This is a genomic window from Streptomyces sp. NPDC058221 (genome assembly GCF_042882365.1).
Taxonomy (GTDB): Bacteria; Actinomycetota; Actinomycetes; order Streptomycetales; family Streptomycetaceae; genus Streptomyces.
In genome coordinates, this window is record NZ_JBHVWF010000049.1 from 15,253 (window position 1) to 37,308 (window position 22,056).

At 67.2% G+C, this 22,056-nt stretch carries 24 protein-coding genes; 6 read left to right on the forward strand and 18 right to left on the reverse strand.

The window, feature by feature from the left end:
- Positions 1–84: 84 nt before the first annotated feature.
- Positions 85–936 (forward strand): helix-turn-helix domain-containing protein, encoded by an 852-nt coding sequence (locus ACFVW8_RS17685; RefSeq protein ID WP_389690872.1) that lies wholly within the window; start codon positions 85–87, stop codon positions 934–936.
- A gap of 11 nt (positions 937–947) precedes the next feature.
- Complete coding sequence (locus ACFVW8_RS17690; RefSeq protein WP_389690874.1) at positions 948–1,139, forward strand: hypothetical protein; 192 nt, start codon at positions 948–950, stop codon at positions 1,137–1,139.
- Between the two features lie 72 nt (positions 1,140–1,211).
- On the opposite strand, the gene ACFVW8_RS17695 is transcribed toward ACFVW8_RS17690, so the two are convergent.
- Positions 1,212–1,844 carry a DUF2461 family protein gene (locus ACFVW8_RS17695; RefSeq protein ID WP_389690876.1) on the reverse strand — a complete coding sequence of 211 codons (633 nt, stop codon included), beginning with the start codon at positions 1,842–1,844 and terminating at the stop codon, positions 1,212–1,214.
- Between the two features lie 219 nt (positions 1,845–2,063).
- Complete coding sequence (locus ACFVW8_RS17700; protein WP_389690878.1) at positions 2,064–3,008, reverse strand: AraC family transcriptional regulator; 945 nt, start codon at positions 3,006–3,008, stop codon at positions 2,064–2,066.
- Positions 3,009–3,089: 81 nt separating this feature from the next.
- Between ACFVW8_RS17700 and ACFVW8_RS17705 the strand changes: the two genes are divergently transcribed.
- The gene (locus ACFVW8_RS17705) at positions 3,090–3,926 is read left to right on the forward strand and encodes an NAD(P)H-binding protein (RefSeq protein WP_389690880.1); all 837 of its coding nucleotides are present in this window, start codon (positions 3,090–3,092) and stop codon (positions 3,924–3,926) included.
- 477 nt (positions 3,927–4,403) lie between these two features.
- Here ACFVW8_RS17705 and ACFVW8_RS17710 read toward each other — a convergent pair whose 3' ends face one another.
- On the reverse strand, positions 4,404–5,297 hold the full coding sequence (locus ACFVW8_RS17710) for a GNAT family N-acetyltransferase (protein ID WP_389690882.1): 894 nt from the start codon (positions 5,295–5,297) through the stop codon (positions 4,404–4,406).
- A 127-nt stretch (positions 5,298–5,424) separates the two neighbouring features.
- On the opposite strand from ACFVW8_RS17710, the gene ACFVW8_RS17715 reads away from it, so the two are divergent.
- A complete protein-coding gene (locus tag ACFVW8_RS17715; RefSeq protein WP_389690884.1) occupies positions 5,425–5,694 on the forward strand; it encodes a hypothetical protein in 270 nt (89 codons plus the stop codon).
- 50 nt (positions 5,695–5,744) lie between these two features.
- The gene (locus ACFVW8_RS17720) at positions 5,745–7,277 is read left to right on the forward strand and encodes a S1 RNA-binding domain-containing protein (protein ID WP_389690886.1); all 1,533 of its coding nucleotides are present in this window, start codon (positions 5,745–5,747) and stop codon (positions 7,275–7,277) included.
- Between the two features lie 131 nt (positions 7,278–7,408).
- Here the strand turns inward: ACFVW8_RS17720 and ACFVW8_RS17725 are convergent, their stop codons facing one another.
- The 15 genes from ACFVW8_RS17725 to ACFVW8_RS17795 form a co-directional block, all read right to left on the reverse strand.
- On the reverse strand, positions 7,409–7,921 hold the full coding sequence (locus tag ACFVW8_RS17725; protein ID WP_389690888.1) for an SMI1/KNR4 family protein: 513 nt from the start codon (positions 7,919–7,921) through the stop codon (positions 7,409–7,411).
- Positions 7,922–8,139: 218 nt separating this feature from the next.
- Positions 8,140–8,790: an OmpA family protein gene (locus ACFVW8_RS17730; protein ID WP_389690890.1), complete on the reverse strand. Its 651-nt coding sequence runs from the start codon at positions 8,788–8,790 to the stop codon at positions 8,140–8,142.
- Positions 8,791–8,798: 8 nt separating this feature from the next.
- Positions 8,799–9,347: a hypothetical protein gene (locus ACFVW8_RS17735; RefSeq protein ID WP_389690892.1), complete on the reverse strand. Its 549-nt coding sequence runs from the start codon at positions 9,345–9,347 to the stop codon at positions 8,799–8,801.
- Between the two features lie 81 nt (positions 9,348–9,428).
- Positions 9,429–10,112 carry a pilus assembly protein TadG-related protein gene (locus tag ACFVW8_RS17740; protein WP_389690940.1) on the reverse strand — a complete coding sequence of 228 codons (684 nt, stop codon included), beginning with the start codon at positions 10,110–10,112 and terminating at the stop codon, positions 9,429–9,431.
- On the reverse strand, positions 10,109–10,348 hold the full coding sequence (locus ACFVW8_RS17745; RefSeq protein ID WP_389690942.1) for a hypothetical protein: 240 nt from the start codon (positions 10,346–10,348) through the stop codon (positions 10,109–10,111). Before ACFVW8_RS17745 ends, ACFVW8_RS17740 begins: the two co-directional genes overlap by 4 nt.
- 252 nt (positions 10,349–10,600) lie before the next feature.
- On the reverse strand, positions 10,601–11,680 hold the full coding sequence (locus ACFVW8_RS17750; RefSeq protein ID WP_389690894.1) for a response regulator: 1,080 nt from the start codon (positions 11,678–11,680) through the stop codon (positions 10,601–10,603).
- 40 nt (positions 11,681–11,720) lie between these two features.
- A complete protein-coding gene (locus ACFVW8_RS17755; RefSeq protein ID WP_389690944.1) occupies positions 11,721–13,043 on the reverse strand; it encodes a sensor histidine kinase in 1,323 nt (440 codons plus the stop codon).
- A 30-nt stretch (positions 13,044–13,073) separates the two neighbouring features.
- On the reverse strand, positions 13,074–13,961 hold the full coding sequence (locus ACFVW8_RS17760) for a DUF5936 domain-containing protein (RefSeq protein ID WP_389690896.1): 888 nt from the start codon (positions 13,959–13,961) through the stop codon (positions 13,074–13,076).
- Between the two features lie 16 nt (positions 13,962–13,977).
- Entirely contained in the window at positions 13,978–14,916 is a 939-nt protein-coding gene (locus ACFVW8_RS17765) for a type II secretion system F family protein (protein WP_389690898.1), read from the reverse strand.
- Between the two features lie 11 nt (positions 14,917–14,927).
- Positions 14,928–16,265 carry a CpaF family protein gene (locus ACFVW8_RS17770; RefSeq protein WP_389690900.1) on the reverse strand — a complete coding sequence of 446 codons (1,338 nt, stop codon included), beginning with the start codon at positions 16,263–16,265 and terminating at the stop codon, positions 14,928–14,930.
- Positions 16,266–16,326: 61 nt separating this feature from the next.
- Positions 16,327–16,698: a TadE/TadG family type IV pilus assembly protein gene (locus tag ACFVW8_RS17775; RefSeq protein WP_389690902.1), complete on the reverse strand. Its 372-nt coding sequence runs from the start codon at positions 16,696–16,698 to the stop codon at positions 16,327–16,329.
- A gap of 2 nt (positions 16,699–16,700) precedes the next feature.
- Complete coding sequence (locus ACFVW8_RS17780) at positions 16,701–17,105, reverse strand: TadE/TadG family type IV pilus assembly protein (protein ID WP_389690904.1); 405 nt, start codon at positions 17,103–17,105, stop codon at positions 16,701–16,703.
- Positions 17,106–17,121: 16 nt separating this feature from the next.
- Positions 17,122–18,393: a CpaE family protein gene (locus ACFVW8_RS17785; protein WP_389690906.1), complete on the reverse strand. Its 1,272-nt coding sequence runs from the start codon at positions 18,391–18,393 to the stop codon at positions 17,122–17,124.
- 7 nt (positions 18,394–18,400) lie between these two features.
- Positions 18,401–19,108, reverse strand: coding sequence for a Flp pilus assembly protein CpaB (cpaB, locus tag ACFVW8_RS17790; RefSeq protein ID WP_389690908.1), 708 nt, complete (start codon positions 19,106–19,108; stop codon positions 18,401–18,403).
- A gap of 238 nt (positions 19,109–19,346) precedes the next feature.
- Positions 19,347–20,231, reverse strand: coding sequence for a hypothetical protein (locus ACFVW8_RS17795; RefSeq protein ID WP_389690910.1), 885 nt, complete (start codon positions 20,229–20,231; stop codon positions 19,347–19,349).
- A 625-nt stretch (positions 20,232–20,856) separates the two neighbouring features.
- Between ACFVW8_RS17795 and ACFVW8_RS17800 the strand changes: the two genes are divergently transcribed.
- Entirely contained in the window at positions 20,857–21,927 is a 1,071-nt protein-coding gene (locus ACFVW8_RS17800; protein WP_389690912.1) for a chitinase, read from the forward strand.
- Positions 21,928–22,056 lie beyond the last annotated feature (129 nt).

Sequence of the window (22,056 nt, forward strand, 5' to 3'; positions counted from 1 at the left end):
GCCCCTTGGTGATTGAACCCTTTCGTGGTCGAGCAGTGCACTCACGCGGCAGACTGCCGTTGATCGCCTGCGGAAAGGAACGGCATGGCAGCCAGGACGTCTCCTACCGAACGTCAGAAACGGCTCGGTTCCGAGCTCCGGAGGATGCGCACATCGGCCGGCGTCTCGGCCGAGTCTGCGGCCGTCCTGCTCGGCACGGACCGGGGAAAGATCTCGAATATCGAGGCTGGTGCCCGGCCCATCAGTGCGGATCGGTTGCACGCACTGGCCCTGAACTGCGGGTGTACGAACGACGCGTACCTCAAGGGGCTCGTCGAGATGGCCCGCCCCGGCGGCCGCGGCTGGTGGGAGAAGTATCGAGGCGCACTGCCGCCAGGCCTGCTCGACATCTCCGAACTGGAGGAGCACGCACTCGGCATGCGAGCCGCGTATTCGATGCATATCCCGGGCCTTCTCCAAACCTCGGACCACGCCCTTACTCTCTTCCGAGTGGTGATTCCCCAGCTTCCGGAGCGCGAGATCGCGCTCCGGCTTGCCCATCGCGTGGAACGCCAAGAGGTTCTGGACAGGGATGCGTCACCGCCGTACACCGGCATCGTCCACGAGGCCGCGCTCCGCATGCAGTTCGGTGGGCGGAGCGTTGCTCGTGCCCAGCTCGAACACTTGCTGAAGCGGTCGGAACAGGCCAACGTAACGCTTCTGGTCGTCCCCTTCGATGCGGGAGCATTCCCCGGAGCCGGGCAGACAGTCCTGTACGCCGAGGGGCCGGTGCCGCAGCTCGACACCGTGCAGATCGACAACTCGCACGGACCGCACTTTGTGCACTCGGATGTGCAGTTGGCGAAGTACCGGGCCCACCTGGACTGGATGGAAGGAATCGCGCTCCCGCCAGGCAAATCGCAGGACTTCATCCACAACATCGCACGCCAACTCTGAGGAGATGACCGGTGCCGGACGTCATATGGGAAGAGTCATTCTGTGGCGAAGGGAACTCCTGCTATCGGATCGGAACCGATGACCAGGGCAACAGCTACATCGCCGTCGCCGGTTCCGAGGAACGCTTCCTCACCGACAGCCGCGAGTCGCTCCAGCAGATGATCCGCGACATCAAAGCCGGCAAGGCCGACCACCTGCTGTAGGAAGTCGACCTCAGCCGAACCGATCGACGGCAGGGCCTCGTTCCTTCCGTGCCGCGCGGGGCCCTCGTGATGTCAGGCGGCAGACTTCACATGGCGGACCAGCCACATCAGCAGGGCGTCCAGGTCGGCGGCGGCCGAGAGCACTCGGTCGACCGCCTCGGGGGTGTGCAGCCACTCCTCGTAGCCGAGGGGACGGGCCGCGATCAGAGAACGGTGGCGCAGCAGGTCCGTACGGGAGTGGTCTGTCGGATAGCCACGCGGAGGGCGTTTCATCACGTCCCCCGAAATGTCGTAGCCCTTCTTCCGCACCTCCTCAACGATGGCGGACAGTTCACGGCCGCTCCCCTCGGAGGCCACCGCTTTGCGGAACGCGTCCACCTGGCCGGGATCGGGGTACCACCAGGCGCCCTGGATCCGCAGGCCGTCCAGGGAGAACCGGAGACCGATCTCGATCTTGCGGCCGAGCCGGATCACCGCGCTCTGGTGCTGCCACCACCAGGAGTCGGTGCGGTAGTGCCAGACGGAGAAGTCCTCGTACCGGGGGTCGGTGTCCGCGACCTCGTTGAGCAGGGCGATCATCGGCTGCCGGACCAGGCGTTCGCGGTCCGCGCGGTAGCGCTCGCGGGTCGCGTGGGTCGGTTCGCCCTGGAGCTGCCACAACACGTCCATGGCCTGCTCCGGCCAGCCGGTGAACTGTCCGCGCATGCGCGCAGGATAGCTCACCCATGATCCACGCGTGGAGAGGGTTCTGGCTTCCGAGGGTGGTGCAGATCCGGGCCAATTGTCGGCTCAGCCCGGCCGGCATCGCCCGGCGGAGCCCTGATGTGTTGATGGCAGCGCGCAACTCGTTTTGGCACGAGGCGGTCCAGCGCCCTGAGCAGGACCTGTCGTCTGTTCACCCGGTCAGGCGTGGAGGCATGGGGGTCAGCGCGTCTGCCGACGCCAGACCGAGGGGCTGACTCCGCGGGCGCGCTTGAACGCCACGCTGAAGGCGAACGCGTCCTCGTACCCGACCTCGCGGGCCACAGCTGCGACGGTTGCGTCCGTATCGCGGAGTGAGTCCGCCGCCAGGATCATCCTCCACCCGGTGAGGTAGGTGAGCGGTGGCTCGCCGACCAGGCTGGTGAAGCGTGCGGCGAAGGCAGCGCGCGACATCCCGACGCCTGCCGCCAGTTCGGCGACCGTCCACCGGCGGGCGGGCTCCTCGTGCAGGTGACGCAACGCGTCGCCGATGGCGGGAGCGGTCAGCGCCCGGTACCAGGAGGGGGGCGCTGTCTGCGTATTGGCGCACCATGCCCGCAGCGCCAGCACTAGTACGAGGTCCAGTAGCTGGTGCAGGACGGCGTCCTGGCCGGGTTCGTCGCGGGCGACTTCGGCGGCGAGCATGTCCAGCGCCGCACGAGTGCGGGGTCCGGCGGGCACGACCGACAGCGGCGGGAGCATGTCCAGCAGGCGGTCGCCCACGTCGCCGCGGAATTCGTACGCGCCCCGGAGCATGGTGGTGGCGCCGGGCAGGCCGTCGCCGTAGGTGCGGGGGGCCAGACTGTGATGGGTACGTGCCTCCTCTGCCCCTCCTCCGAGGACGTGCTTCTTTCCCTCATGGACCACAGCCTGAGGTGGGGTGCTCGGGTGGTCCGCGATCGTGTACCGGCCGGTCTTGGTGATGAGGGCGATGTCGCCCGAGGTCAGGAGAGCCGGAGGGGCGTCTGAGTCGTGGAGCCGGACCGATGCGTGGCCGCCGAGCGTGGCCACGACCGTGAGCGGAGGAGCGTCCGCAAAGGTCAAGGACCAGGGCGGGCGGTGGATCAGTTGTCTGATCAGAGCGTGCCTGGCACGGGCCCGGTGCAGCACGTCACTCAGAACGTCCATACCGACGACGCTAGACGCTCACAAAGGTATCTGCGACGTTCTCCCATGGATCGTCTTCCATTTCCGGAGTTCCCTGGAGGCATGGAAACGATCCTTGTTCTCGGTGGCACCGGCAAGACCGGTCGCCGCATCGTCCGGCGCCTGAAGGCCGCCGACCGGCCGGTCCGCACGGCGTCCCGCTCCAACGGCGATACCGTCTTCGACCTCGACGACCCGACGACCTGGGCACAGGCGCTCGACGGCGTTGCCGCCGTCTACCTCATGGAGCCGAATCTGCGCACGGATGTCGACCACCAGGCACGCATGCCGAGACTCGTGGCCGAGGCAGTCGCCGCAGGCGTGCATCGACTGGTACTGCTGTCGGCCCACGGCATCGGTGATGCCGACGAAAGTCACCCCCTCAAAATCGCCGAACAGGCCGTGCGCAGCTGCGGCGTCGACTGGACCATCCTGCGACCGGACTGGTTCTCGCAGAACTTCAGCGAATCCTCCTGGCTGCCGGGGGTCCTTGACGGAGCCCTGTCCCTGCCCACCGGTGACGGGCGCACGCCGTTCGTCGACGCGGAGGACATCGCCGAGGTCGCCGCGGCGTCGCTGACCGAAGACCGGCACAGCGGCCAGATCTACCAGCTGACCGGTCCGCGGGCGATCAGCTTCGGTGAGGCGGCCGCCCTCATCAGCGAGGCCACCGGGCGCACGGTCCGTCACATTGACATCGCCCCGGAGGCCTTCGTCGAGCACTGGGCCGCTGTCGGCGTCCCGGCCGATGTCGCGCGCCTGCTCAGTGACCTCCTCGTGGCTGTTCGCGACGGCCGGGGCTCTGCGGTCTCCGACGGCGTGGAACGAGCCCTCGGCCACCCGGCCCGGCGGTTCGAGGACTACGTCACGGAGACCGCCGCCGCGGGGCACTGGAACTGACGCAGCCCACCTATGGCTGGCGGTCACCCCCGCCGGCACCGGCCGCGGGTACGCCAGGCGGTCGGTGTCAGGACTGGAGCTTGGAGCTTGGCCGTCCTGTCGCAGCTCAGGCGGCGGTTGGCGTGACGCTGACTTGCATGGGTGTCGGATGTTCTGGGACTGCCGGCCGGTGACGAACTCAAACGGTCCGGCTTTCACGGCAGGCCCCATGGCGCCAGTTGGCCCGTCCGTTATCAATGACGTCCGGGAGGGTGTCACTTCTTCAGCAACAGACTTCTGCCCACGTTGCATGGTGCCACGGGCCCCCTCCGTCCCTGGGACGGAGGCGGAGGGGGCGGGTGCGAGAGCCCTGGAGCAGGTCTTGGCCAATGTCCTGAGCGGTTGTCGCCGGTGCGAAGCGCAGCGAGCCGGAATGCATGCTCAGAGGTCCCGGCTACCACTGCCGTCCGGGCGAGTCGTCGTTCCGTCCTTACGCCCTCAGGCCTGGCCCGTCTCCGGTGCGGGGGTGGAAAACCTGTACCCGGTGAAGTCGGTGACGTGAACGTATCCGATGCGCTGATAGAGCGCATTGCTGGTGGGGTTGGTCGGGTCAGCGAACAGGACGACGTCCGTCGCGCCGGCGGCCAGCGCGGCTCTGCTCACCTCCACCGTCACGGCACCCGCGTAACCCCGGCCACGGAGATGGGCCGGGGTGTAGACGGGGTCCACCCGGACCAGGCCGCCGACTATCGCCGTCGAGCCCGCCATGGCTACGGGCACACCCCCCGAGGTCTCCCAGAAGGTGAAGTCCTTGTCCGCGAAACGCGTGCCTGCCCACGAACCGGCGTCGATAGCGGCGATGGAGACGCTCTCTGTGGTATCGACGCAGAACTCCCGACACCACCGCACGACGTGCTCCTGCTCCTCCTCGTCCACGCGCCGGCCCCGGCCCTGCGGCTGCGGCTCCAGAGCGGTGAGTGTGCCGAGTCGGTAGAGGCGCGCTCGCCAGAACGGAACCGTCGCTGCGCCCGTGTGCTGCTGCCACGCCTCGGCAAAAGCAAGGGCAGTGTCGTGGTCCGCAATGACGCTGGAAAAGTAGTGGCCGATGCCCGCCAGGTGCCTGGCGAGGGTGCCGGCCTGCGCGACAGAGAGCGGGGTGAGGGTCAGACGACCGTTGGGAACGCGATAGAAGATAGCGCGGATACCACCTCCTGCCTCCAACCGACCGAAGACGGTGGCTCGGCTACCATCCACCCTTGCGCCGCGGGTCCGCAGCTTCTCGATGTCCGTCAACGGCGTGTTGTGCAGGGCCGGGCGCGAGCGCAGGAAGCCTCCTGAACGGGCCAGGAAGTCATCAATGTCTTCGGTCAGTTGCCAGTCATCCAGACGCATGCTTCATCATCACTGACGTGCTCATCGGGGCAATGTCAGAGCCGTGCTGGAGGATCACTCCATGCTGATTGCAACCAATGCGGCTGGGCGAGTGACGAAGACGCCCTCGAAGCCGGCAATAGGCAGAATGCTGGCGAACCTCCATCGTGGGAACGCACATCTGATCCTGGAGAACGTGGGGGAGGAAAACGAGGACAGCTGGTACATCCAGGTGCTGCTGCGCGACGACAACACGTACCAACTCGAGTTCCGGGACGGCGTAGCGGCCGAGCACTACCAGACGCGGACCATCTCCCAGGAGAGGGTCCTGACCGCCTTGCTCGGCTGGGCTGCCGGCGAGACGGACTGGAGACGCGACTTCATGTGGAACAACGTCGGCTCGGAACTCGCGGACTGAGCGATTGCCCCTCGATACGTAGTGGCAGTGCTCGTTGCCGCGTCCGAACCATGCTGGAAGATGGGGGCGTGCTGCCCTACGTCTATCGCGTCACCAAGTACGACCCCGCCGACCGTGATGAACACGGCCGCTACACCGGCGCCGAGGACACGGTCAGCGACCACGGCCGGGTCGAGGGCGCCTACCTTCAAGCAATCGAGGCGTTCGCCGCGGACACCGGCATCGAGCGCCTGGCGGTGCGCGAGCCGCAGCTCCCGTTGCCGTTCGTGAACTTCGGGCTGGAGCCACCGATGGACGGCTTCGGGCTGGACGGTGTCTTCCCGGCCGGGCCGGACGGTTTCCACGATGGTGCGGAGGTCTCGGTCGGCACCGCGATGGATCTTGTACGGGTCATGCTGCGCGACGGTGGCGCCTGGTGCCGGCTGGAAGTGGAGGACACCTTCTCGGTGCACGTGGGCTGGGACCAGTACATGTACATCGGCAGCAGTCGGCCCTGCGAAACCGCGGTGGCCCGGACCCGCGCGCTCGGGTTGTTCCCAGAGCGGATCGATGCCTCGCCGTACGACTTCGAAGCCGAGGACGAAGGCCCCCAGCGGCCGGCCGACGACGAATTCTGGGCTCAGGTGCGCTGGTCGATGGCGGGGGCCAACGCCAGGGTCCTGGAAGAGCAGTCCGCCTACAACTCCGGGCGATGGCACCGGCTCACCCCCGACAACATCGACACGATCCGCGCCGGACTCGCTCCCCGAGCCCGGCTGGCCATCTGGCCGGACCTGTCCTGCGACATCGACGCGGTGCTCGCCACGCTCCCCGCCGACGGCCACGTCGAGTGTGTCTGGCAGGGCACAGACGGGCGGATGCACAGCGCCACCGCCGACGAAGACGAGTTCCCGGAGCTGACCGCCCGTCTCTCCAGCGCTTCCGCCGCGATGATCCTGTCCAGGTACGCCGACGACCGCGTCCCGCTGCTCGCCGCCGTCATGCCCGACAGCGACGGAGTGGTACGAGCCCGCTGGGAGATCGACGCCACCCCGAGCACCCGGACATGGGCCTTCCTCAAGACCCTTCACCGAGGTGAGATCGTCACCGGCCGGGTGACCCTGATCGCCGACTTCTTGGTCACTTTCGTGGACATCGGCGGCTTCGAAGCAATGATCAATATCCCCGAGCTGTCATGGCGCCCCTTCGACCATCCCTCCGACGTCGTTACCGTCGGCCAGGAGATCAGCGCCCAAATTCTCGATGTGGACCCGATCCGCGAACGTGTGTCGCTGTCGCTCAGGGCCCTGCAGAAAGATCCGATGCCACTGCTCGCCGGGCAGGTGGGCCAGACCGTCGTCGGCCGCGTCACCGAGCTCGTGCCGTTCGGCGTGTTCGTACGCATTGAAGAGAAGGAGAACGGCTTCGAGGGGATGGTGCACAACACCGAACTGGGCGACGGACACGCAGACCGTGCGCAGTCGGTCGTCCAAGTCGGCGACGCACTCCCCGTGAAGATCCTGGGCATCGACACGGCCCGGCGCCGCATCACCCTCTCGCACCGGCAAGCGCTCCTACCCGGCCAGGACGAACCCGACGCCTGATACGCACGTACCCCCGCAGCCGGACCGCGCAGAGCATCGGCATCCGCTGATTCCCACGTTCCTGTCCCGGCGCCGCGCACACGGCAGGCTCGGCCGGAACGAGATCATGACGCCGACGGTTACCGTCCGAATCATCGGAGTCGAGCGGAGTCGAGCGACGTGGCCGCGGTCAGACGCTCAACGAACGCCTGGAAGTCCACAGCCAGTGGGAGCTCCGTGCCGTCGTCCACGTCGAACCACGTCACGGAAGGCTCTCCGCGCTTCCCGCACAACCGATAGTCGAGAGTGATCCAGCAGTGGCCATCACCCGACAACAGGACCAGAGGCGACGGAAGACCCCACTCCTCGACCAGATAGGCAGTGTCCAGCAAGGACGACTGACCACCGTGACGGCCGATGCCCATCATGTCGTCGAGGGGAACGTGGTCCTCGCTCCACGACGTCGGCACATCGGTCGGGAACGCGTTCCACGACTCTGCCACCGCACCGCCGTTCCGGACCCGCAGGATCTCCAGCAGCGAAGCAGGCAGACGGACACCGAGCCGACGCTCGGCGCCCTGAACAACCGCGTCGGTCAACGGCGGCTGCACCCCGTACCGGCCCTCGCCCCAGAACGTCGCCTTGACCACATCGAATCGCGCCACGAACGCATCCTACGAACCCCGCCCAAGGCTTGGGGAGTTGTCGCGCACGCCCGATCCTCCACAGCCGTGCCATCTCGACGGCAGACACTCACGGTCACAGCAGCGATTCCCATCCCGCACCCCCCGGTTCGCAGGCGTTCGCCTGCGAAACCACGGTGCCAGCGATCACTGCCGAAGTGGCCCGGACCGAAGTCCGGGCCACCCAAAGGCGCGGTGCCTCAGGAGGAACTGCCGCGCGGGAAGGAGACCTCCACGCGGCGGTTCTTCTTGCGGCCCTCTTCCGTGCTGTTGTCGGCGATCGGGTACTGCTCGCCGTAGCCGCGGATCTCGAAGGTGACGGTCGAGCCGAGCTCCTTGGACAGCACCTTGTTCACCGACTCGGCACGCTGCTTGGACAGCACGTCGCCGTGCTCCGAGGAGCCGAGGTCGTCGGTGAACCCGAAGACCCTGACCTTCGTGGCCTTCTGCTTCGTGACCTCGTCCGCGATGGCCGAGATACGGGAGTTGGCCGCACTGCTCAGCTTCGCGCTGTCCTTGCCGAAAAGCACCTCGGCCTGGAGGGCGAACTTGACGGTGGAGTTGGTGTCCTCGCGCCGCTCCTCGCCGCCCATGTCCTCTACCACGGACTTGATGTTGAGGACCTTCGCCGGCGCGAGGGTGCCGCCCTCGGGCATCTTCAGGTCCGGGTCGTTGGCATCCACCTTGACGGGCGGGTCCGCCGACTCCTCGGTCCCAGGAGGCGTGCTCGGGGATTCATCCGCCGCCGCGAAGCCGGCCGTGGCCAGGTTCGCTCCGGCCAGAATGACGGCCGCGGTGACGGCCGTCAGCGTCAGTCGGGAAAGGGAACGGTTCCGGTGAGTCTCTGTCATGTCGGCACTCACCCGGAGATCTTGATCGCGACAGAGTCGAAGGTCGGGATCGACAGGTTGACCTGGCTGGTGCCCTCAGGCGGAGCCGGGAACTGCATGAAGACAGGGATGGACTTGCCGGCCTCGATCTTCGAGATCCCGGTCGAGCAGAGGCAACGGCCCTCGGTGTCACGCAGCACGTAGTAGCGCTTCTTGCCCTGCTGATCCACGAGGGTTCCGCCGCTGACCGCGTCACCGCTGCCGAGCAGAATCTCCTTCTCATTGCCGCGCCACGAGGGCACCCCGTAGAAGTTCTCGGAACCGGTGTTCTTCATCTGACCGGTCACGGTGACGAATCCACCGTTGTCGCGGACCACCGAGGTGACGGTGTACTCCATCGAGTCCGCGCCCTTGAGGACGGCGAGCTTCGCGTTGGGGTCCGTCTGCTCACCTGCGGCTGTGTCCTGCTGCTTGCCATCACTGCTGCCGGACTTCTCGGAGGACGGAGTCTTCGCCGTCTTCTCGCCGCCGTCGTCCCCACCACAGCCGGCCACGGCGAGGGCCAAAGCAGCTGCCATCACGACGGCCGTGGCTCCCCTTCGGGCCTTCGTAGTACGCCGAATGCTCATGGATACCGTTCCTCGTTTCCTTATTTGCTGTCAGTCGATCAGGTGCACGGCGAAGAGCGTTTTGCCCAGCTCCGCCCAAGGCTGCGGATCGGCAGGGTCGATATCGACACCGTCCCGGCCGTCGCAGTCGAAAGTGAGCACCGGGAGATCCGGCTTGTCGCCCTTGTCACCCTTCTCACCCTCGTCGTCATCAGAGCCCGACCCGGTACCCGGCGCGTCCTTGGCCTTCCAGGAACACCGGAACTCGATCACGGCCGTGGCATGCGCGGTGGCATGCTTCTTGGCCGTACCCGGGATGACCGAGGAGCCCACCGTGTAACGGGTCTTGACCTCGGCGGTCACCTTGTCCTGCAGGTAGCCGATGTCCCACGAGCAGCCGCTGCGGCCCAGGCCGTCGCGGGTGAGATCCGCGCGGTTGTCCGAGGCCAGGCGCTGGGCCTGGACACAGGGGATCGGGCCATACCGGTAGTCACGCAGGAATTCGTCGAGCGCGTTGTTCTGCAGAGCGGCGAGGAAAGGCGGCCCCAGCCCGTCACGGGCGTCCTGGGCGGCAGCAAGGGCGGCAGCGTCCGCGGCACCTTGTGCGCCGTTGCGCGTGGCGGAGGCCTGACCGACAGCAAAGAAAGCGAACGCGACGAAGAGCAGGCCCGCCACCATCACGATGTAGATGGGGAAGGCCTGCCCTCGGTCGGCGCTTTTGCGGCTCAGGATCAGCCGGCCTTGACCTTGTCGACCTGCTCGCTGATCTTCTTCTTGATGTCCCCGCCGATGCCCGAGGCCGCGATACCACCGATGATCGCCACGACCACCAGGATGATGCCCAGGTACTCGAACGCCGTCTGACCCTTCGAGCGCGAGGGGTCCGTCATCCGCCGGACGACCGTGTTGCGCCAGCCGGTGACGGCGATCTGGGTGTCGACTGCGGCCTTCAGAATGGTGTCGTTCGGCATGGTGTACCCCTTCGGTATCGGCCGACCATTGGCAGGCCGACGCGTAAGTCTCTGTGGTGTCGCCTCCGTTACCGGCTTCCTCCTGGCCGGTGCCGTTGGCGACATGAGAAACATACGGCGGCACACCCTGCCCACCAGAGGGCCCCAGGGCCCATTCGCGGGCCCAAAGCATCAGTTGGGCCCTCCCGGCCCAGCCTTGGGCCCCACGTGCCGCACCCACGACGATGCGTCGGCTCCCCCGATCGGCCATGACTACCTGTCCCCTCTCGTGCCGGCCCCGGAGGGCGGCGCGGTACCGAGCCAGCGGGCGATCGCCTCGCTGCGGCTGCCGCTGTGCAGTTTGGTGAAGATCCGGTTGATGTGGTTCTTGACGGTCTTCTCGCTGATGAAGCAGGTGGCGGCGATCTGCTGGTTGCTCATTCCGGACGCAATCAACTCCATGACCTCCACCTCCCTGGAACTCAGCCCGAACTGCTGCCTATTGACGGCGCCGGAGGACCCGGCCAGAGAAGACTGTCCCACATTCGGTTGCAGTTGCGAAAGACCTGGCGGTTGCTGAGCGGGGCGCGGCGTCATTTCCCTGGGGTCGTGGCCCGGCAGATGCGGCGGCAGACCGTGCTGCTGAACGAAGGGCGGATGGCCGTCGTAGACCCCGCCTGCGTACGGGACACCCGTGGTCAGGGCTACTCCCAGCCCCTCCGGCAGAGCCTGTCCGGGCTGCGCGGATCCCTGCCGCATGTGGGCGAGCAGGGCGTTTGCGGCTGTGGCGGTGAAATGGGCCCGGCCGCTCTTCGTGTCGCGGACGGCCTGCACCAACTGGTCCGCGGTGAACTCTCCGTGGACCAGGTATCCGCCCGCGCCTAGGCGCAAGGCCTCGTGGACGATCTCGCTCTCGCGGCTGTAGGTCAGCATCATCACGGGTGCAACCTGCACCAGGTGCGGAAGGGCCGAGATGCCGTCCACGCCGGGCATCCGGACGTCGAGCAGGACGACGTCGGGGCGGTGCCGGACAGCGGCTTCGTAGGCCTCGCGGCCGTCGGAGGCCTCCGCGACCACCTCGATGTCCTGACGGCCGGAGAGCAGTACGCCCAGCCCGGCCCGGACCACCGGGTTGTCATCGGCCACGACGACGCGCAGGGGAGCGGGCGCGGCGGGTTCGGGGGCTGCCGGGAACGACGGCATCACCTCGGATGCCGCGTTCTGCTGGGGAACAGGGAATCCGGAGGAGCTGTGCTCCGAGTTGAGCGGGGTTGCGTGCGACGACGTGTGCTGGGAGGCGTGGTTCTGGGCTGCCCAGTTCTGCCCTGACGCACGGGAGATGTCATCCGGCATTTCTGCGACCTCCTCTCAGAGGGTGGGGGGACGGGATGGATCAGGTCAGTTGCGGTACGGATGTGCTCGGGGCGGCGCCCAGAGCGGCCAGCGGAAGTTCCAGGCGTACTTCGGTGCCCTTCTCCGCTCTTCCCTTGCCGATGCGTATGCGTGCACCGATCGAAGCGGCGCGCTCGACCATTCCGACGAGACCGAAGTGTCCGGCGCGCTTGAGATCGTCGAGCGTCGTGCCGGCGGGCAGACCGCGCCCGTCGTCGTACACGCTCACCCGCAGGACGTCGCCCTTCACGCCTGCCAGTACGACGACGTAGGTGGGGCGGGCGTGCCGGTGGGCGTTCTCCATCGCCTCGGAGGCGATGGTGAGCAGCTGACGTCCGACGACCTGCGGCACCGGTGGCACCGCGAGTTCGCTGAGCATGCGGAACGTCGCCGTGATGCCGTGTCTGCGGGCGAAGTCGTCGGTGCGCGCCTGGAGTTCGCTGACGACGTCCACTCCGGCGTCGAGGCCCGAGTCGCGACGCAGGTCGGAGAGCAGCTCGCGGGACTCCGCCGCGGCCCGGCGGGCGGAGCGGGCCACCAGTTCGGCCTGATGCCTGACGGTGAGCGGGTCCATCCGGTCGGACGAGGAGGCGAGGCCCTCGGCCGCCATGGCCAGACCGTGCAGCGTCTTGGCGACCGAGTCGTGCATCTCGCGGGCCAGCCGGGTGCGCTCGCCCTCCACCGCCTCGTTCACCGCGAGCCGTGCGCGTGTGTCGGTCAGGGCCTGGCTGGCCGTGCCGAACCGCAGCAGCAGATTGCGCAGGGTGACGCCGACCGCACCGGCGATCACGCAGAAGCCGGGCAGCAGGAAGACAGTGCCGTCAGCATCCTCCAGTTTTATGTCCGAGCCGTAGACCAAGAAGACGATCACGACCTGGATGACGGCGAAGACCGCGGAGCCGCGCCAGCCGTACACCAGGCCAGCCAGGAGCGGCGTACAGACCGTCACGTAGGCGAGGGTGGATTCGGGCCCGGCGGTGATCAGGAGCAGCGCTCCGAAGAAGGCGTCGATGCCCAGCATCCACGGGTGGCGCAGGAGCAGCGGCCCGAAGCGTTCCCAGTCGCGGAAGAGCACGTACGAGCCCATGAAGGTGACCAGGATCGCCGATCCGATCAACCAGGTGGCCAGTCCGGGCGCCGTCCGGTCGATGGCGAACGGGGTCGCCACGGCGATCATGGCAAGACGGAAGCCGAAAACCTGACGGCACATCGCCTGGAGCGCGTTCACCTGGAGCGTGAACGCGGGCTGCGACGCCGGGTCGGCGATCGCGTGCTGCACCTCCTCCGTCACACCTGCCTGGGTGCTGCCGAGCTGGAACCCCATGGTCATGTCACCTCCCTCTGCTCGTCATCGTCAGCCGCCGCCGAGGAAGGCGAAGTCGACGTTCGTTCCGTAGATGAAGCCGACCGTCAGCAGAATGAGCGTGCCGGGCAGCAGGAAGGTGGTGACCGCAAAGGTCGCCTTCGGCACGGCCTTGGATGCCTTTCGCCGTGCCGCCTGCGCGTCCGTGCGGCGCATGTCGTTGGCGATGGCGATCAGGGTGTCGACGATGGGTGCACCCAGCTCCTCGCCTTGCTGGAGGGCGGTGACGAACATCGCGACCTGTTCCGAGTCGTTGCGCTTGCGCAGTTCTTCGAAGGCCTGGCGACGGCTGACACCCATGTCCATCTGTCGCAGGGTGATACGGAGTTCGTCCGCCCAGGGGCCTTCGTACTTGTCCGCGACACGGTCCAGTGCCTGCCGGAAGCCGAGCCCGGCGGAGACGACGACCGCGAGAACGTCGAGGAAGTCCGGGAGGGTGCGCTCGATGTGCTCCTTGCGGGCCTTGACCGCGGACCAGATGCCGGCCTCGACCCAGAACAGACCGAAGAGGATCATGACCAGGGAGATGACGACCTGACCGCGGATGATCATCGAGAAGGCACCGGCGAGGCCGAGTGCGCCGTAGACCGCCCGGCGCGCCGCGTAGCGGTCGATCGTGAGACCGCCCGGATTACCCGCCATGTCGATCTGGCGGCGCTTCTTGTTGACGGCCTTGGGGCCCATCATCCGCAGGACCGTCGGCGCAAAGCGCATGCCCAGCCGGTCGATGCCGGACCCCACCGCGCTGGTGCGGGTGGATCCGACCTCCAGTGCGACGGCAAGGTCGCCCGGCAGTTTGGCGTCGGCCCGGTACATGCGGATGCCCTGGATAGCACCGACCACGGCGAGACCGACCACCAACGCGAGTAGCAGTTCCATGTCGGTTCCTCCTCTCTCAGATGTCGATGCGGGACAGGCGGCGGATCACCATGAACCCGAGCGCGTACAGGGCGATTGAAACGATCACTGCGGCCTGACCGACGAAAGCGCCGGTCATTCGGTCGAGGGCACCCGGCATGATCGTGTTGAGCAGCATCAGCGCGCCGACACCGAAGATCGGGACCGCGTAGGCGGTGACCGTGACCTGCGAGAGCTGTGTGGTGACCTCGCGCCGGGTCTCCTTGCGCTCCTCCAACGTCTCCGTGAGGTTACGCAGGGAGCTGACGACCGTACCGCCCGCTCGGTTGGACAGCACGAGCGTGGTGACCAGGACGACCAGTTCGCGCGAGGGCAGCCGGTCCGTCAGTTCGCTGAGCGCGTCGTCGAGGGACTCTCCGACGGCAAGACGGCGTGAGACCCGGGCCAGCTCCTCACCGGCCGGGGCCTCCAGCTCGTCGGCGGCCATGGAGATCGAGGTGCGCAGCGCCAGTCCCGCCTGGGTGGCATTGGCGAGAATGCGGGAGAGCTCGGGCAGCTGGTTGATGAAGCGCTCGGTGCGCTTGGCCCGCTGCCAGTTCAGGAAGGCGTTCGTACCCCAGAGACCGATCAGGGCGGCGACGGGTCCGAAGAAGCTGGCGAGCAGCGAGGACGCGATCAGCCACAGGGCCGCCATGGCGGCCACCGCGTAGACGATGAACTCGCCCGGGGTGATCTCCAGGCCCGTCGCGGCGAGCTTCAACTCGATCTTGCGGCCCAGTTTTGTGGTGCGCAGCCTGCGGTCGATACCGCGGAAGCGGCGGTGGCGTCCTACGGTCTCTATCTGGCTGGTGTGCGAGAGACGGTCGACGAGTGCGTCGCGGTCGGCCTTGCCACCGGAGTACACGTGCAGACCCATGACGCCGAGCACGCAGCAGATGAGCGTGACACCGATCGTGAGGAGGGGGAGATTGGTCATGACGCGGGTACCTACTTGGCCTCTCGGGTGGCGAGCTGTTCTTCGGACGTGGCAACCCCGAAGGCCTGCGGGATGGGCTGGCTGGCCATATAGAGGCGCTCGGCTGTCTTGCGCGGGAGCGGGAGGTACTGGAACTGGCCGTAGATCCGTCCGTCGGCGGCCATCGGCTGGGCCACGAACCGCGCGACGCTCACGATCCGGTAGTTGTCCCGGCCATGAGAGTCGAGAATCGCGATTTCGGTGACCTTACGGCTGCCGTCCGCGTGACGGGTCAGCTGGACGATGACGTCGACGGCGCTGTTGATCTGGTCGTGCAGCGCCTCGAAGGGGATCTTGATCTCGGACATCGAGGCCAGGGTCTGCAGACGCATGAGAGCGTCCTCGGCGTTGTTGGCGTGCACGGTCGCGAGGGAGCCGTCGTGACCGGTCGACATCGCTTGGAGCATGTCGAGCGACTCGCCGCCACGGACCTCACCGACGACGATGCGGTCAGGCCGCATACGCAGGGAGTTGCGGACCAGGTCGCGGATGCTGATCTGGCCCTTGCCCTCGACGTTCGCGGGGCGGGACTCCAGCCGGATGACGTGGTTCTGCTGGAGCTGGAGTTCGGCGGAGTCCTCGATGGTCACGATGCGCTCGTCGTTCGGGATCAGTCCGGAGAGCGCGTTGAGCAGGGTCGTCTTGCCGGTGCCGGTGGCGCCGGAGACGATGATGTTGAGCTTGGCCTGAACGAGTCCCGAGAGCAGGATCAGCATCTGCTCGTCGAGCGAGCCGAAGGCGATCATCTCCTGGAGCGTGAAGGCCCTCGGGAACCGTCGGATGGTGAGCGTCGCGCCGGTCAGCGAGAGCGGCGGAATGATCACGTTGACACGCTCACCGCTGGGGAGTCGTGCGTCGACCATCGGGTTCGACTCGTCCACACGGCGGTTGACGGTGGAGACGATGCGTTCGATGGTCTGCATCAGCTGGTCGTGCGAGCCGAAGCGCATCGGAAGCTGCTCGACCTTGCCGCTGCGCTCGACGAAGATCTGGTCCGGTCCGTTCACCATGATTTCAGTGATGGACGCGTCCTCCAGGAGTGGTTCGAGGATGCCGAGGCCGAGGGCCTCGTCGACGACCCGGCGGATCAGCTGTGAGCGTTCGACCGTCGAGAGGACCGGTCCTTCACGGCTGATGATGTGGCCGAGTACGCGCTCCAGACGGGCCCGCCGGTCGGCGGTGGCCAGCGAGGACATCTCCGCGAGGTCGATCTCCTCGAGCAGCTTGGCCCGGTAGGTGGCGACCATGTGGCCGTCCTCCCGCCCCCCGCCGTTCTCCTCGGGGGCGGTGATGCGTGCCCGCAGGCTCATGTGCGTTGCTCCTCGGTCTGACGTGCTCGTGATGCGGTGGGGGGTGTCCTGCGGACCGGGATCAGTCGCGGGGCATCGTGGAGCTGCGTTCGGCCCAGCCCCAGTCGTCGATGCCCGGGACCAGGGACGGGATCTTGACGCGGGCCGTGTAGGTGACCTCGTCGTATCCCCACCTGTGCCGGAACCGCGAATCGTCGGCGAGCCAATCGCTGATCGCCGCCTTGCCGGCGTCCTGCGGGGTCCGCTCCGGCCGGTCGTGGCTGGCTGTGCGGGCAGCCACCCGGGCCGCCGTGCCCGCCTGGTTAACGGTGTAGGCCGCCACACCGAGCTGGATCGCGAAGAGGCCCACCAGCAGCAGCAACGGGATGAATCCCATGTACTCGATGGCGACCTGGCCGCGTTCGCGCCGCGTCCTGCCTGTGCTCCTGGTCATGGTTATCCCTCCCGCACCGAGGCGGCATTGCCCTCGACCGGAAACGGAAAGTTGAGCACGCCGGGTACCAGCACCGGCACCCTCAGCTTCACCGTGGACTTGTACAGTCCACGATCCAGACGGCAGTGAGCTCTCGACGCGCCCTTCCAGACCTCGGGAAGGTCTTCCTTGGCCGCCCGCTTGCACGCCAACTGCTGGTACCGCTCCGCGCCCGAGGCCGCCCTGGCTGCCTCGTCGGCGGCATTGCTCGCCAGGCTGAACGTGTAGCCGATCAGGGCGCACTGCCAGAGCGCCACGAGCAGCAGGATGATCAGTGGCGTAACCCCGACGAATTCGATCGCGGTCTGTCCGCGGTCGCGGTCACGCCTCCTGCCTATGCCTGTTTCCGCCATCTCCATGGTTGCCATGGATCAACCTGCCCCCTCAGTCGGTCTTGCCATGGCCCGCGGAATCGCCCCGCCTGCGCGGACGGCCGATCGAGCCTCGGTCGTTTCGTGCCTTGGCGCCGCTCTCGGCACGCTCCGGTGTCCTCACCAGACCGAGCTCGCCCGCCAGAGCCCAGAGTGCCTGCTTCACGATGCTCTTCGGGTCGAGTTCGTGCATCCGTCCCGCATCGACCGCGCTCTGAAGTTCCTTGAAGTTCGCGGGAATTGCCGTTCCCGCGATCTTCGTTCCGGTGATCTTCTGGATCAGCGGCGGCTGAATCTCGGTGTTCCGGTTGAACCGGTTGACGACCGTCGTCGTCTCCTCCGCCTTGCGGATCTGGAGCCGGTCCCACATCCGCACGATGCGCTTCGCCCCGCGTACCGCAATCACATCCGGTGTCGTGACCAGCAGCGCGGTGTCCGCCATCTCGATGGCCGCGGCGTTGGCGCCGTTCATCTGGCCGCCGCAGTCGATGACCACGATCTCGTACCGCGAGCGCAGCGCGCTGACGATCTGCCGGGCGGCCCGGTCGCTGACCTCCTCGCCGCGTTCGCCGTCGCCGGGCGCCAGCAGCAGTGAGATTCCGGTGCTGTGGCTGAACACCGCGTCGGACAGGACGCGTGGCGAGATGTCGGTGATCGCCGCCAGGTCCACGATCGAGCGCCGGAACTGCACGTCGAGATATGAGGCGACGTCACCCGACTGCAGGTCCATGTCGACCAGCGCAACGGTCCGTCCCGAGGCCTGGGCCGCCAGGGCCAGCTGCACGGCGGCCACGGTCGCGCCGACGCCACCCTTGGCACCACTGACCGTCACGACGGTTCCGCCGGGCCCGGTGAAGACATCGCCGCTGGCACCGAGGTGCCGGCGCACGCCCACGGACCACTGGGCCGCCGACTGGACCCGGTTGACCAGCTCCTCGTAGCTCAGCGGCAGCGTCACGAGGCCACGGGCCCCGGAGTCCATCGCGGCGGAGAACAGTCCGGGGCTCGCGTCGACGGTGATGAGCACGACCCCGACAGCGGGGAAGCGCAGGGAAACCTCCCGGATCAGTTCCAGAGCCGGCACCGGACCGATCCGCTCGTGGACCAGCACGACCTCGGGCAGCTCGTCGAGCGACTCGCCCGCGAGGCGCGCGAGTGTGTCGATGAGCTGGGTCGAGTCGCCGACCGGAGCGGCCGGCTCCGCGTCGGGGAGCTGGCTGAGCAGGGTGGTGACGGATCTGGCCGCGTCGGCGTCACCGACGGCCGGGAGGATCCTGGTGGTCATCCAAGCCTCACTTGTCCTTGTCGAGCGTGTAGGTGCGGTCGCCCGGACGGATGCTGCTGTCACTGCCGGTGGCGATGAGTGCGAGGCGTACGTGCTCCGCGAACGACTCCGCGTACGCGATGCGCTGGGTGTCCAGGGTGTTGAGGGCGAAGGTGATCGGGACGGCCTCGGTGGCCTGGTTCCCCTTGCCGTCGCTGCTCGGGTCCAGGGCGGTCAGCTTGCCCACGTCCAGGACCTTCGCGTTGGAGACGATGACCTTCGACTGCGCCGGGTCGCCCTCGCTCTCACCCGCGAACGTGGCGTAGACGTTGACCGTGGCACCGGAGGTGATCTTCCCCGCGACGCCGGTGGCGGCGTCGATCATGATGGCGATCTCCTGCTCACCCGGCTGCAGTGCGGGACGCGCCTCCATCATGTCGGACTGGAGCAGCGAACCCTCCTTGAGCGTGGTGAGGGCGATCTTGCCGTTGACCTCGGAGAGGTCGGTCACCGCGTTGGACGAGAGCCACCGCTTCGGCATCGAGACCTTCTCGAACTTGTCCGGAGTCAAGTTGGTGAAGGGGGCGACGTTGCTCTTCAGCTTGTAGGCCGAGACCTCGGGTCCGACCTTCGAGTTGACGTCGCTGATCACCGAGAGCACTCCGGCGAAGGCGCCGAAGGCGCACAGGACCGAGAGGAGCAGGAGTATCACGCCGCGGCGCTGGCGGGAGTTCATGGGCCGGACAACCTCGTTCGGGTCGGATGCGTGGGGCAGCAGACAGAAGTATGCGCGGGGGGACTGTTGTGGTGGGGACTGCTGCGTTGGGGACTGCTCTGTGGGGACTGCTTTGCGGGGACTGCTTTGCGGGGACTGCCGTGTGGGGACTGCTGTCTGGAGAGCGGGCTGAGCCGGGTGTGCGGCATGGACGTCGTCCGTGTCGCGAGGGCGTCCGCGGAGGAGGAGTCCGCGGGCGCTACGACCGTGGCGGTGCAGGCGCTCCATGGTTCAGGACACCGGACGGCGGCATTCGGTTCTCGGGAGCGGGAAGCGGTGAGGAGCAGAACCCGCAACGATCACCGATGAGCTCCATCCCGCACCAGTGACAGGTCTCTCGCCTTACCGAGGACACGAGTTGGTACAGGACGGAGATATCCGGAAGGTATGCGGCGAATTCGACCAGCTTCCCGGTTCCCCACCATCGGGGCGAATCGGCGGGAAGCGGTGCTTCCTGGACCGCCTGGACCTTCCAGGCGGGCGCCAGGGTCTGCTGCACCCATTCGGACTGCAACTGACCCTTGGCGACCACGAGATGCGTGCCGAACTCCGGTCCCGCCAGCGGCTCCGCACTCGGGCCGACCTTGGTGAGCTGGGGATTCGGCCCCGCGAGTACGGCGAACTGGGACCCGGGCACCCAGGACTTCGCGTGCGTCTTCAGGCTGACGGGGACGCGATCGAGTTTCGTCACCGAGTTCAGCAGGGCACCGGCATGGATGTAATGGGACAGGAGCCGCGCGGCGGACGCCACCACGCCGGGGCTGAAGTCGCAGATGGACAGCTGGCGCAGCTGCCTGACCAGAACGGCCACGCCGAGCGGCGGCAGATCCACCTTGAGCAGCGCGATGCGGTCGCTCTCCAGCACCGAGCGGACGGCGTGAAGTCGCCGCTCGTGCGCGAGGGAGATGCCCGTCGGGTACACGGCGACCACGTATCCGTGCTGCTCCAGCATCAGATGCATGTCGCCGATCGCCAGGTCCATCGCCTGGGCATCAGGCGCCTGCAGCAGGGCCGCTGTCGGCGTCTGCTGGTCGGTCGGCGGTAGGACCAGATCAGCACTGGTCACTGCTATTGCGGTCGGCACGCTGTTCCCCGTTCGGCTCCGGCCCACGTCGCCGTGACGTCGGCCGCAATCGCTCCTGCTCCGTGCTTCTGCCTCAGCTTCTGCTCCAGCACTTTAACCGCGTCCTACACGGCAGAGAACACCCAGCAGAACCCGGTACGGCAACACCCTTGCATCAGCCACACAACACCTACGTACTAAATCGGACCAAACCGAAAGTTGTTAACCTCTGTACCACTGCGGAGGGTTACTGACAGGCATTCCCATTTGCGGTCCGTTGAAATTCATTTGCGCACGTCAATGTGCATTTTGGCATGTTCGCACCACGTCGAGATGGCTGAAAATCGTCACTGTCCGGCCATGTTGCCCACGTCACCCGCGAGTGGGTGCTCACACCGGACGACGGGCCGTCACCCATAAGCGGGCGACATGTGTACATGACGTGCAGGCTGCGTGCAGATATGGCGCGGCCGGAACTCGAAGCGTTTATCCGTCGTGCGGGCCGATCGCACGAGGCGGCCCGCAGACCCGTAACTGTCAGAGGTCTTGACAACTCGATTGGTCTGGACCAGTTTATCGGCCAGCGGTGGCCACCGTTCCTCGTTTCCACACCCGGCATCCCCAACTCCCCCCACGGAGGCAGCAAGTGGAAGATTCCCCCACAATCCGCCGCACTGGACGCCACACACGACGCCGCCCCCGCCGTGGACTGATCGCGGCCGCGGCGGTCGTCGCCGCAGGCGCACTGAGCGTCGCCGGTCTCGTCGGCAGCGCCCAGGCCAACGACGCCGACGCCGACGCCGCCACGACATCGAGCGTCTCGGCCGCATCCGTCCCCGCGCACGCGGTCACCGGCTACTGGCAGAACTTCAACAACGGCGCGGCCGTGCAGAAGCTCAGCGACGTGCCCGCGGACTACGACATCATCGCGGTCTCCTTCGCCGACGCCACGAGCACGCCCGGCGGTGTCACCTTCAACCTGGACTCGGCGGGGCTGAACGGCTACACCGTCGACGAGTTCAAGGCCGACATCAAGGCGAAGCAGGCGGACGGCAAGAACGTCATCATCTCGGTCGGCGGCGAGAAGGGCTCGGTCTCGGTCAACAGCGACGAGTCCGCCGCCAACTTCGCCGACTCCCTCTACTCGCTCATCCAGGAGTACGGCTTCAACGGTGTCGACATCGACCTGGAGAACGGCGTCAACTCCACGTACATGACGAAGGCGCTCCGCTCGCTGTCCGAGAAGGCGGGATCGGGTCTCGTCATCACGATGGCGCCGCAGACCATCGACATGCAGTCGACCGGGACCGAGTACTTCAAGACGGCGCTCGGCATCAAGGACATCCTGACCGTCGTCAACATGCAGTACTACAACAGCGGTTCGATGCTCGGCTGCGACGGCAACGTCTACTCGCAGGGCTCGGTGGACTTCCTCACCGCACTGGCCTGCATCCAGCTGGAGGGCGGCCTGGACCCGTCACAGGTCGGCATCGGCGTCCCCGCCTCCACCAGTGGCGCGGGCAGCGGCTACGTCTCCCCCTCGGTCGTGAACGCGGCCCTGGACTGTCTGACCGCCGGCACCGACTGCGGCACCTTCAAGCCCGCGAAGACCTACCCGGGTGTCCGCGGCGCGATGACCTGGTCGACCAACTGGGACGCCTCGTCGGGCAACGCCTGGTCGAGCGCGGTCGGCCCGCACGTCCACGGCCTGCCGTAACCGGCCTCGGCCGGCATCCATGGCCAGCAGCGCCGCCGCTCCCCCGGCGGCGCTGCTGCATGTCCGGGCTCATGTCCGGGCTCATGTCCGGGCTCAGGACGGGCCCGGCGGAGAGGGCCCAGGGCCGGA

Excerpts from the sequence above, each read along its gene's own strand:
- ACFVW8_RS17770 (WP_389690900.1), bottom strand. The coding sequence starts at position 16,265 with ATGAGCCTGCGGGCACGCATCACCGCCCCCGAGGAGAACGGCGGGGGG.
- ACFVW8_RS17705 (WP_389690880.1), top strand. The coding sequence starts at position 3,090 with ATGGAAACGATCCTTGTTCTCGGTGGCACCGGCAAGACCGGTCGCCGC.
- ACFVW8_RS17715 (WP_389690884.1), top strand. The coding sequence starts at position 5,425 with ATGCTGGCGAACCTCCATCGTGGGAACGCACATCTGATCCTGGAGAAC.
- ACFVW8_RS17735 (WP_389690892.1), bottom strand. The coding sequence starts at position 9,347 with ATGGCAGCTGCTTTGGCCCTCGCCGTGGCCGGCTGTGGTGGGGACGAC.
- ACFVW8_RS17775 (WP_389690902.1), bottom strand. The coding sequence starts at position 16,698 with ATGACCAGGAGCACAGGCAGGACGCGGCGCGAACGCGGCCAGGTCGCC.
- ACFVW8_RS17765 (WP_389690898.1), bottom strand. The coding sequence starts at position 14,916 with ATGACCAATCTCCCCCTCCTCACGATCGGTGTCACGCTCATCTGCTGC.
- cpaB (WP_389690908.1), bottom strand. The coding sequence starts at position 19,108 with ATGAACTCCCGCCAGCGCCGCGGCGTGATACTCCTGCTCCTCTCGGTC.
- ACFVW8_RS17760 (WP_389690896.1), bottom strand. The coding sequence starts at position 13,961 with ATGGAACTGCTACTCGCGTTGGTGGTCGGTCTCGCCGTGGTCGGTGCT.
- ACFVW8_RS17685 (WP_389690872.1), top strand. The coding sequence starts at position 85 with ATGGCAGCCAGGACGTCTCCTACCGAACGTCAGAAACGGCTCGGTTCC.
- ACFVW8_RS17695 (WP_389690876.1), bottom strand. The coding sequence starts at position 1,844 with ATGCGCGGACAGTTCACCGGCTGGCCGGAGCAGGCCATGGACGTGTTG.
- ACFVW8_RS17720 (WP_389690886.1), top strand. The coding sequence starts at position 5,745 with ATGCTGGAAGATGGGGGCGTGCTGCCCTACGTCTATCGCGTCACCAAG.
- ACFVW8_RS17785 (WP_389690906.1), bottom strand. The coding sequence starts at position 18,393 with ATGACCACCAGGATCCTCCCGGCCGTCGGTGACGCCGACGCGGCCAGA.
- ACFVW8_RS17755 (WP_389690944.1), bottom strand. The coding sequence starts at position 13,043 with ATGGGGTTCCAGCTCGGCAGCACCCAGGCAGGTGTGACGGAGGAGGTG.
- ACFVW8_RS17700 (WP_389690878.1), bottom strand. The coding sequence starts at position 3,008 with ATGGACGTTCTGAGTGACGTGCTGCACCGGGCCCGTGCCAGGCACGCT.
- ACFVW8_RS17750 (WP_389690894.1), bottom strand. The coding sequence starts at position 11,680 with ATGCCGGATGACATCTCCCGTGCGTCAGGGCAGAACTGGGCAGCCCAG.
- ACFVW8_RS17745 (WP_389690942.1), bottom strand. The coding sequence starts at position 10,348 with ATGCCGAACGACACCATTCTGAAGGCCGCAGTCGACACCCAGATCGCC.
- ACFVW8_RS17710 (WP_389690882.1), bottom strand. The coding sequence starts at position 5,297 with ATGCGTCTGGATGACTGGCAACTGACCGAAGACATTGATGACTTCCTG.
- ACFVW8_RS17730 (WP_389690890.1), bottom strand. The coding sequence starts at position 8,790 with ATGACAGAGACTCACCGGAACCGTTCCCTTTCCCGACTGACGCTGACG.
- ACFVW8_RS17780 (WP_389690904.1), bottom strand. The coding sequence starts at position 17,105 with ATGGCAACCATGGAGATGGCGGAAACAGGCATAGGCAGGAGGCGTGAC.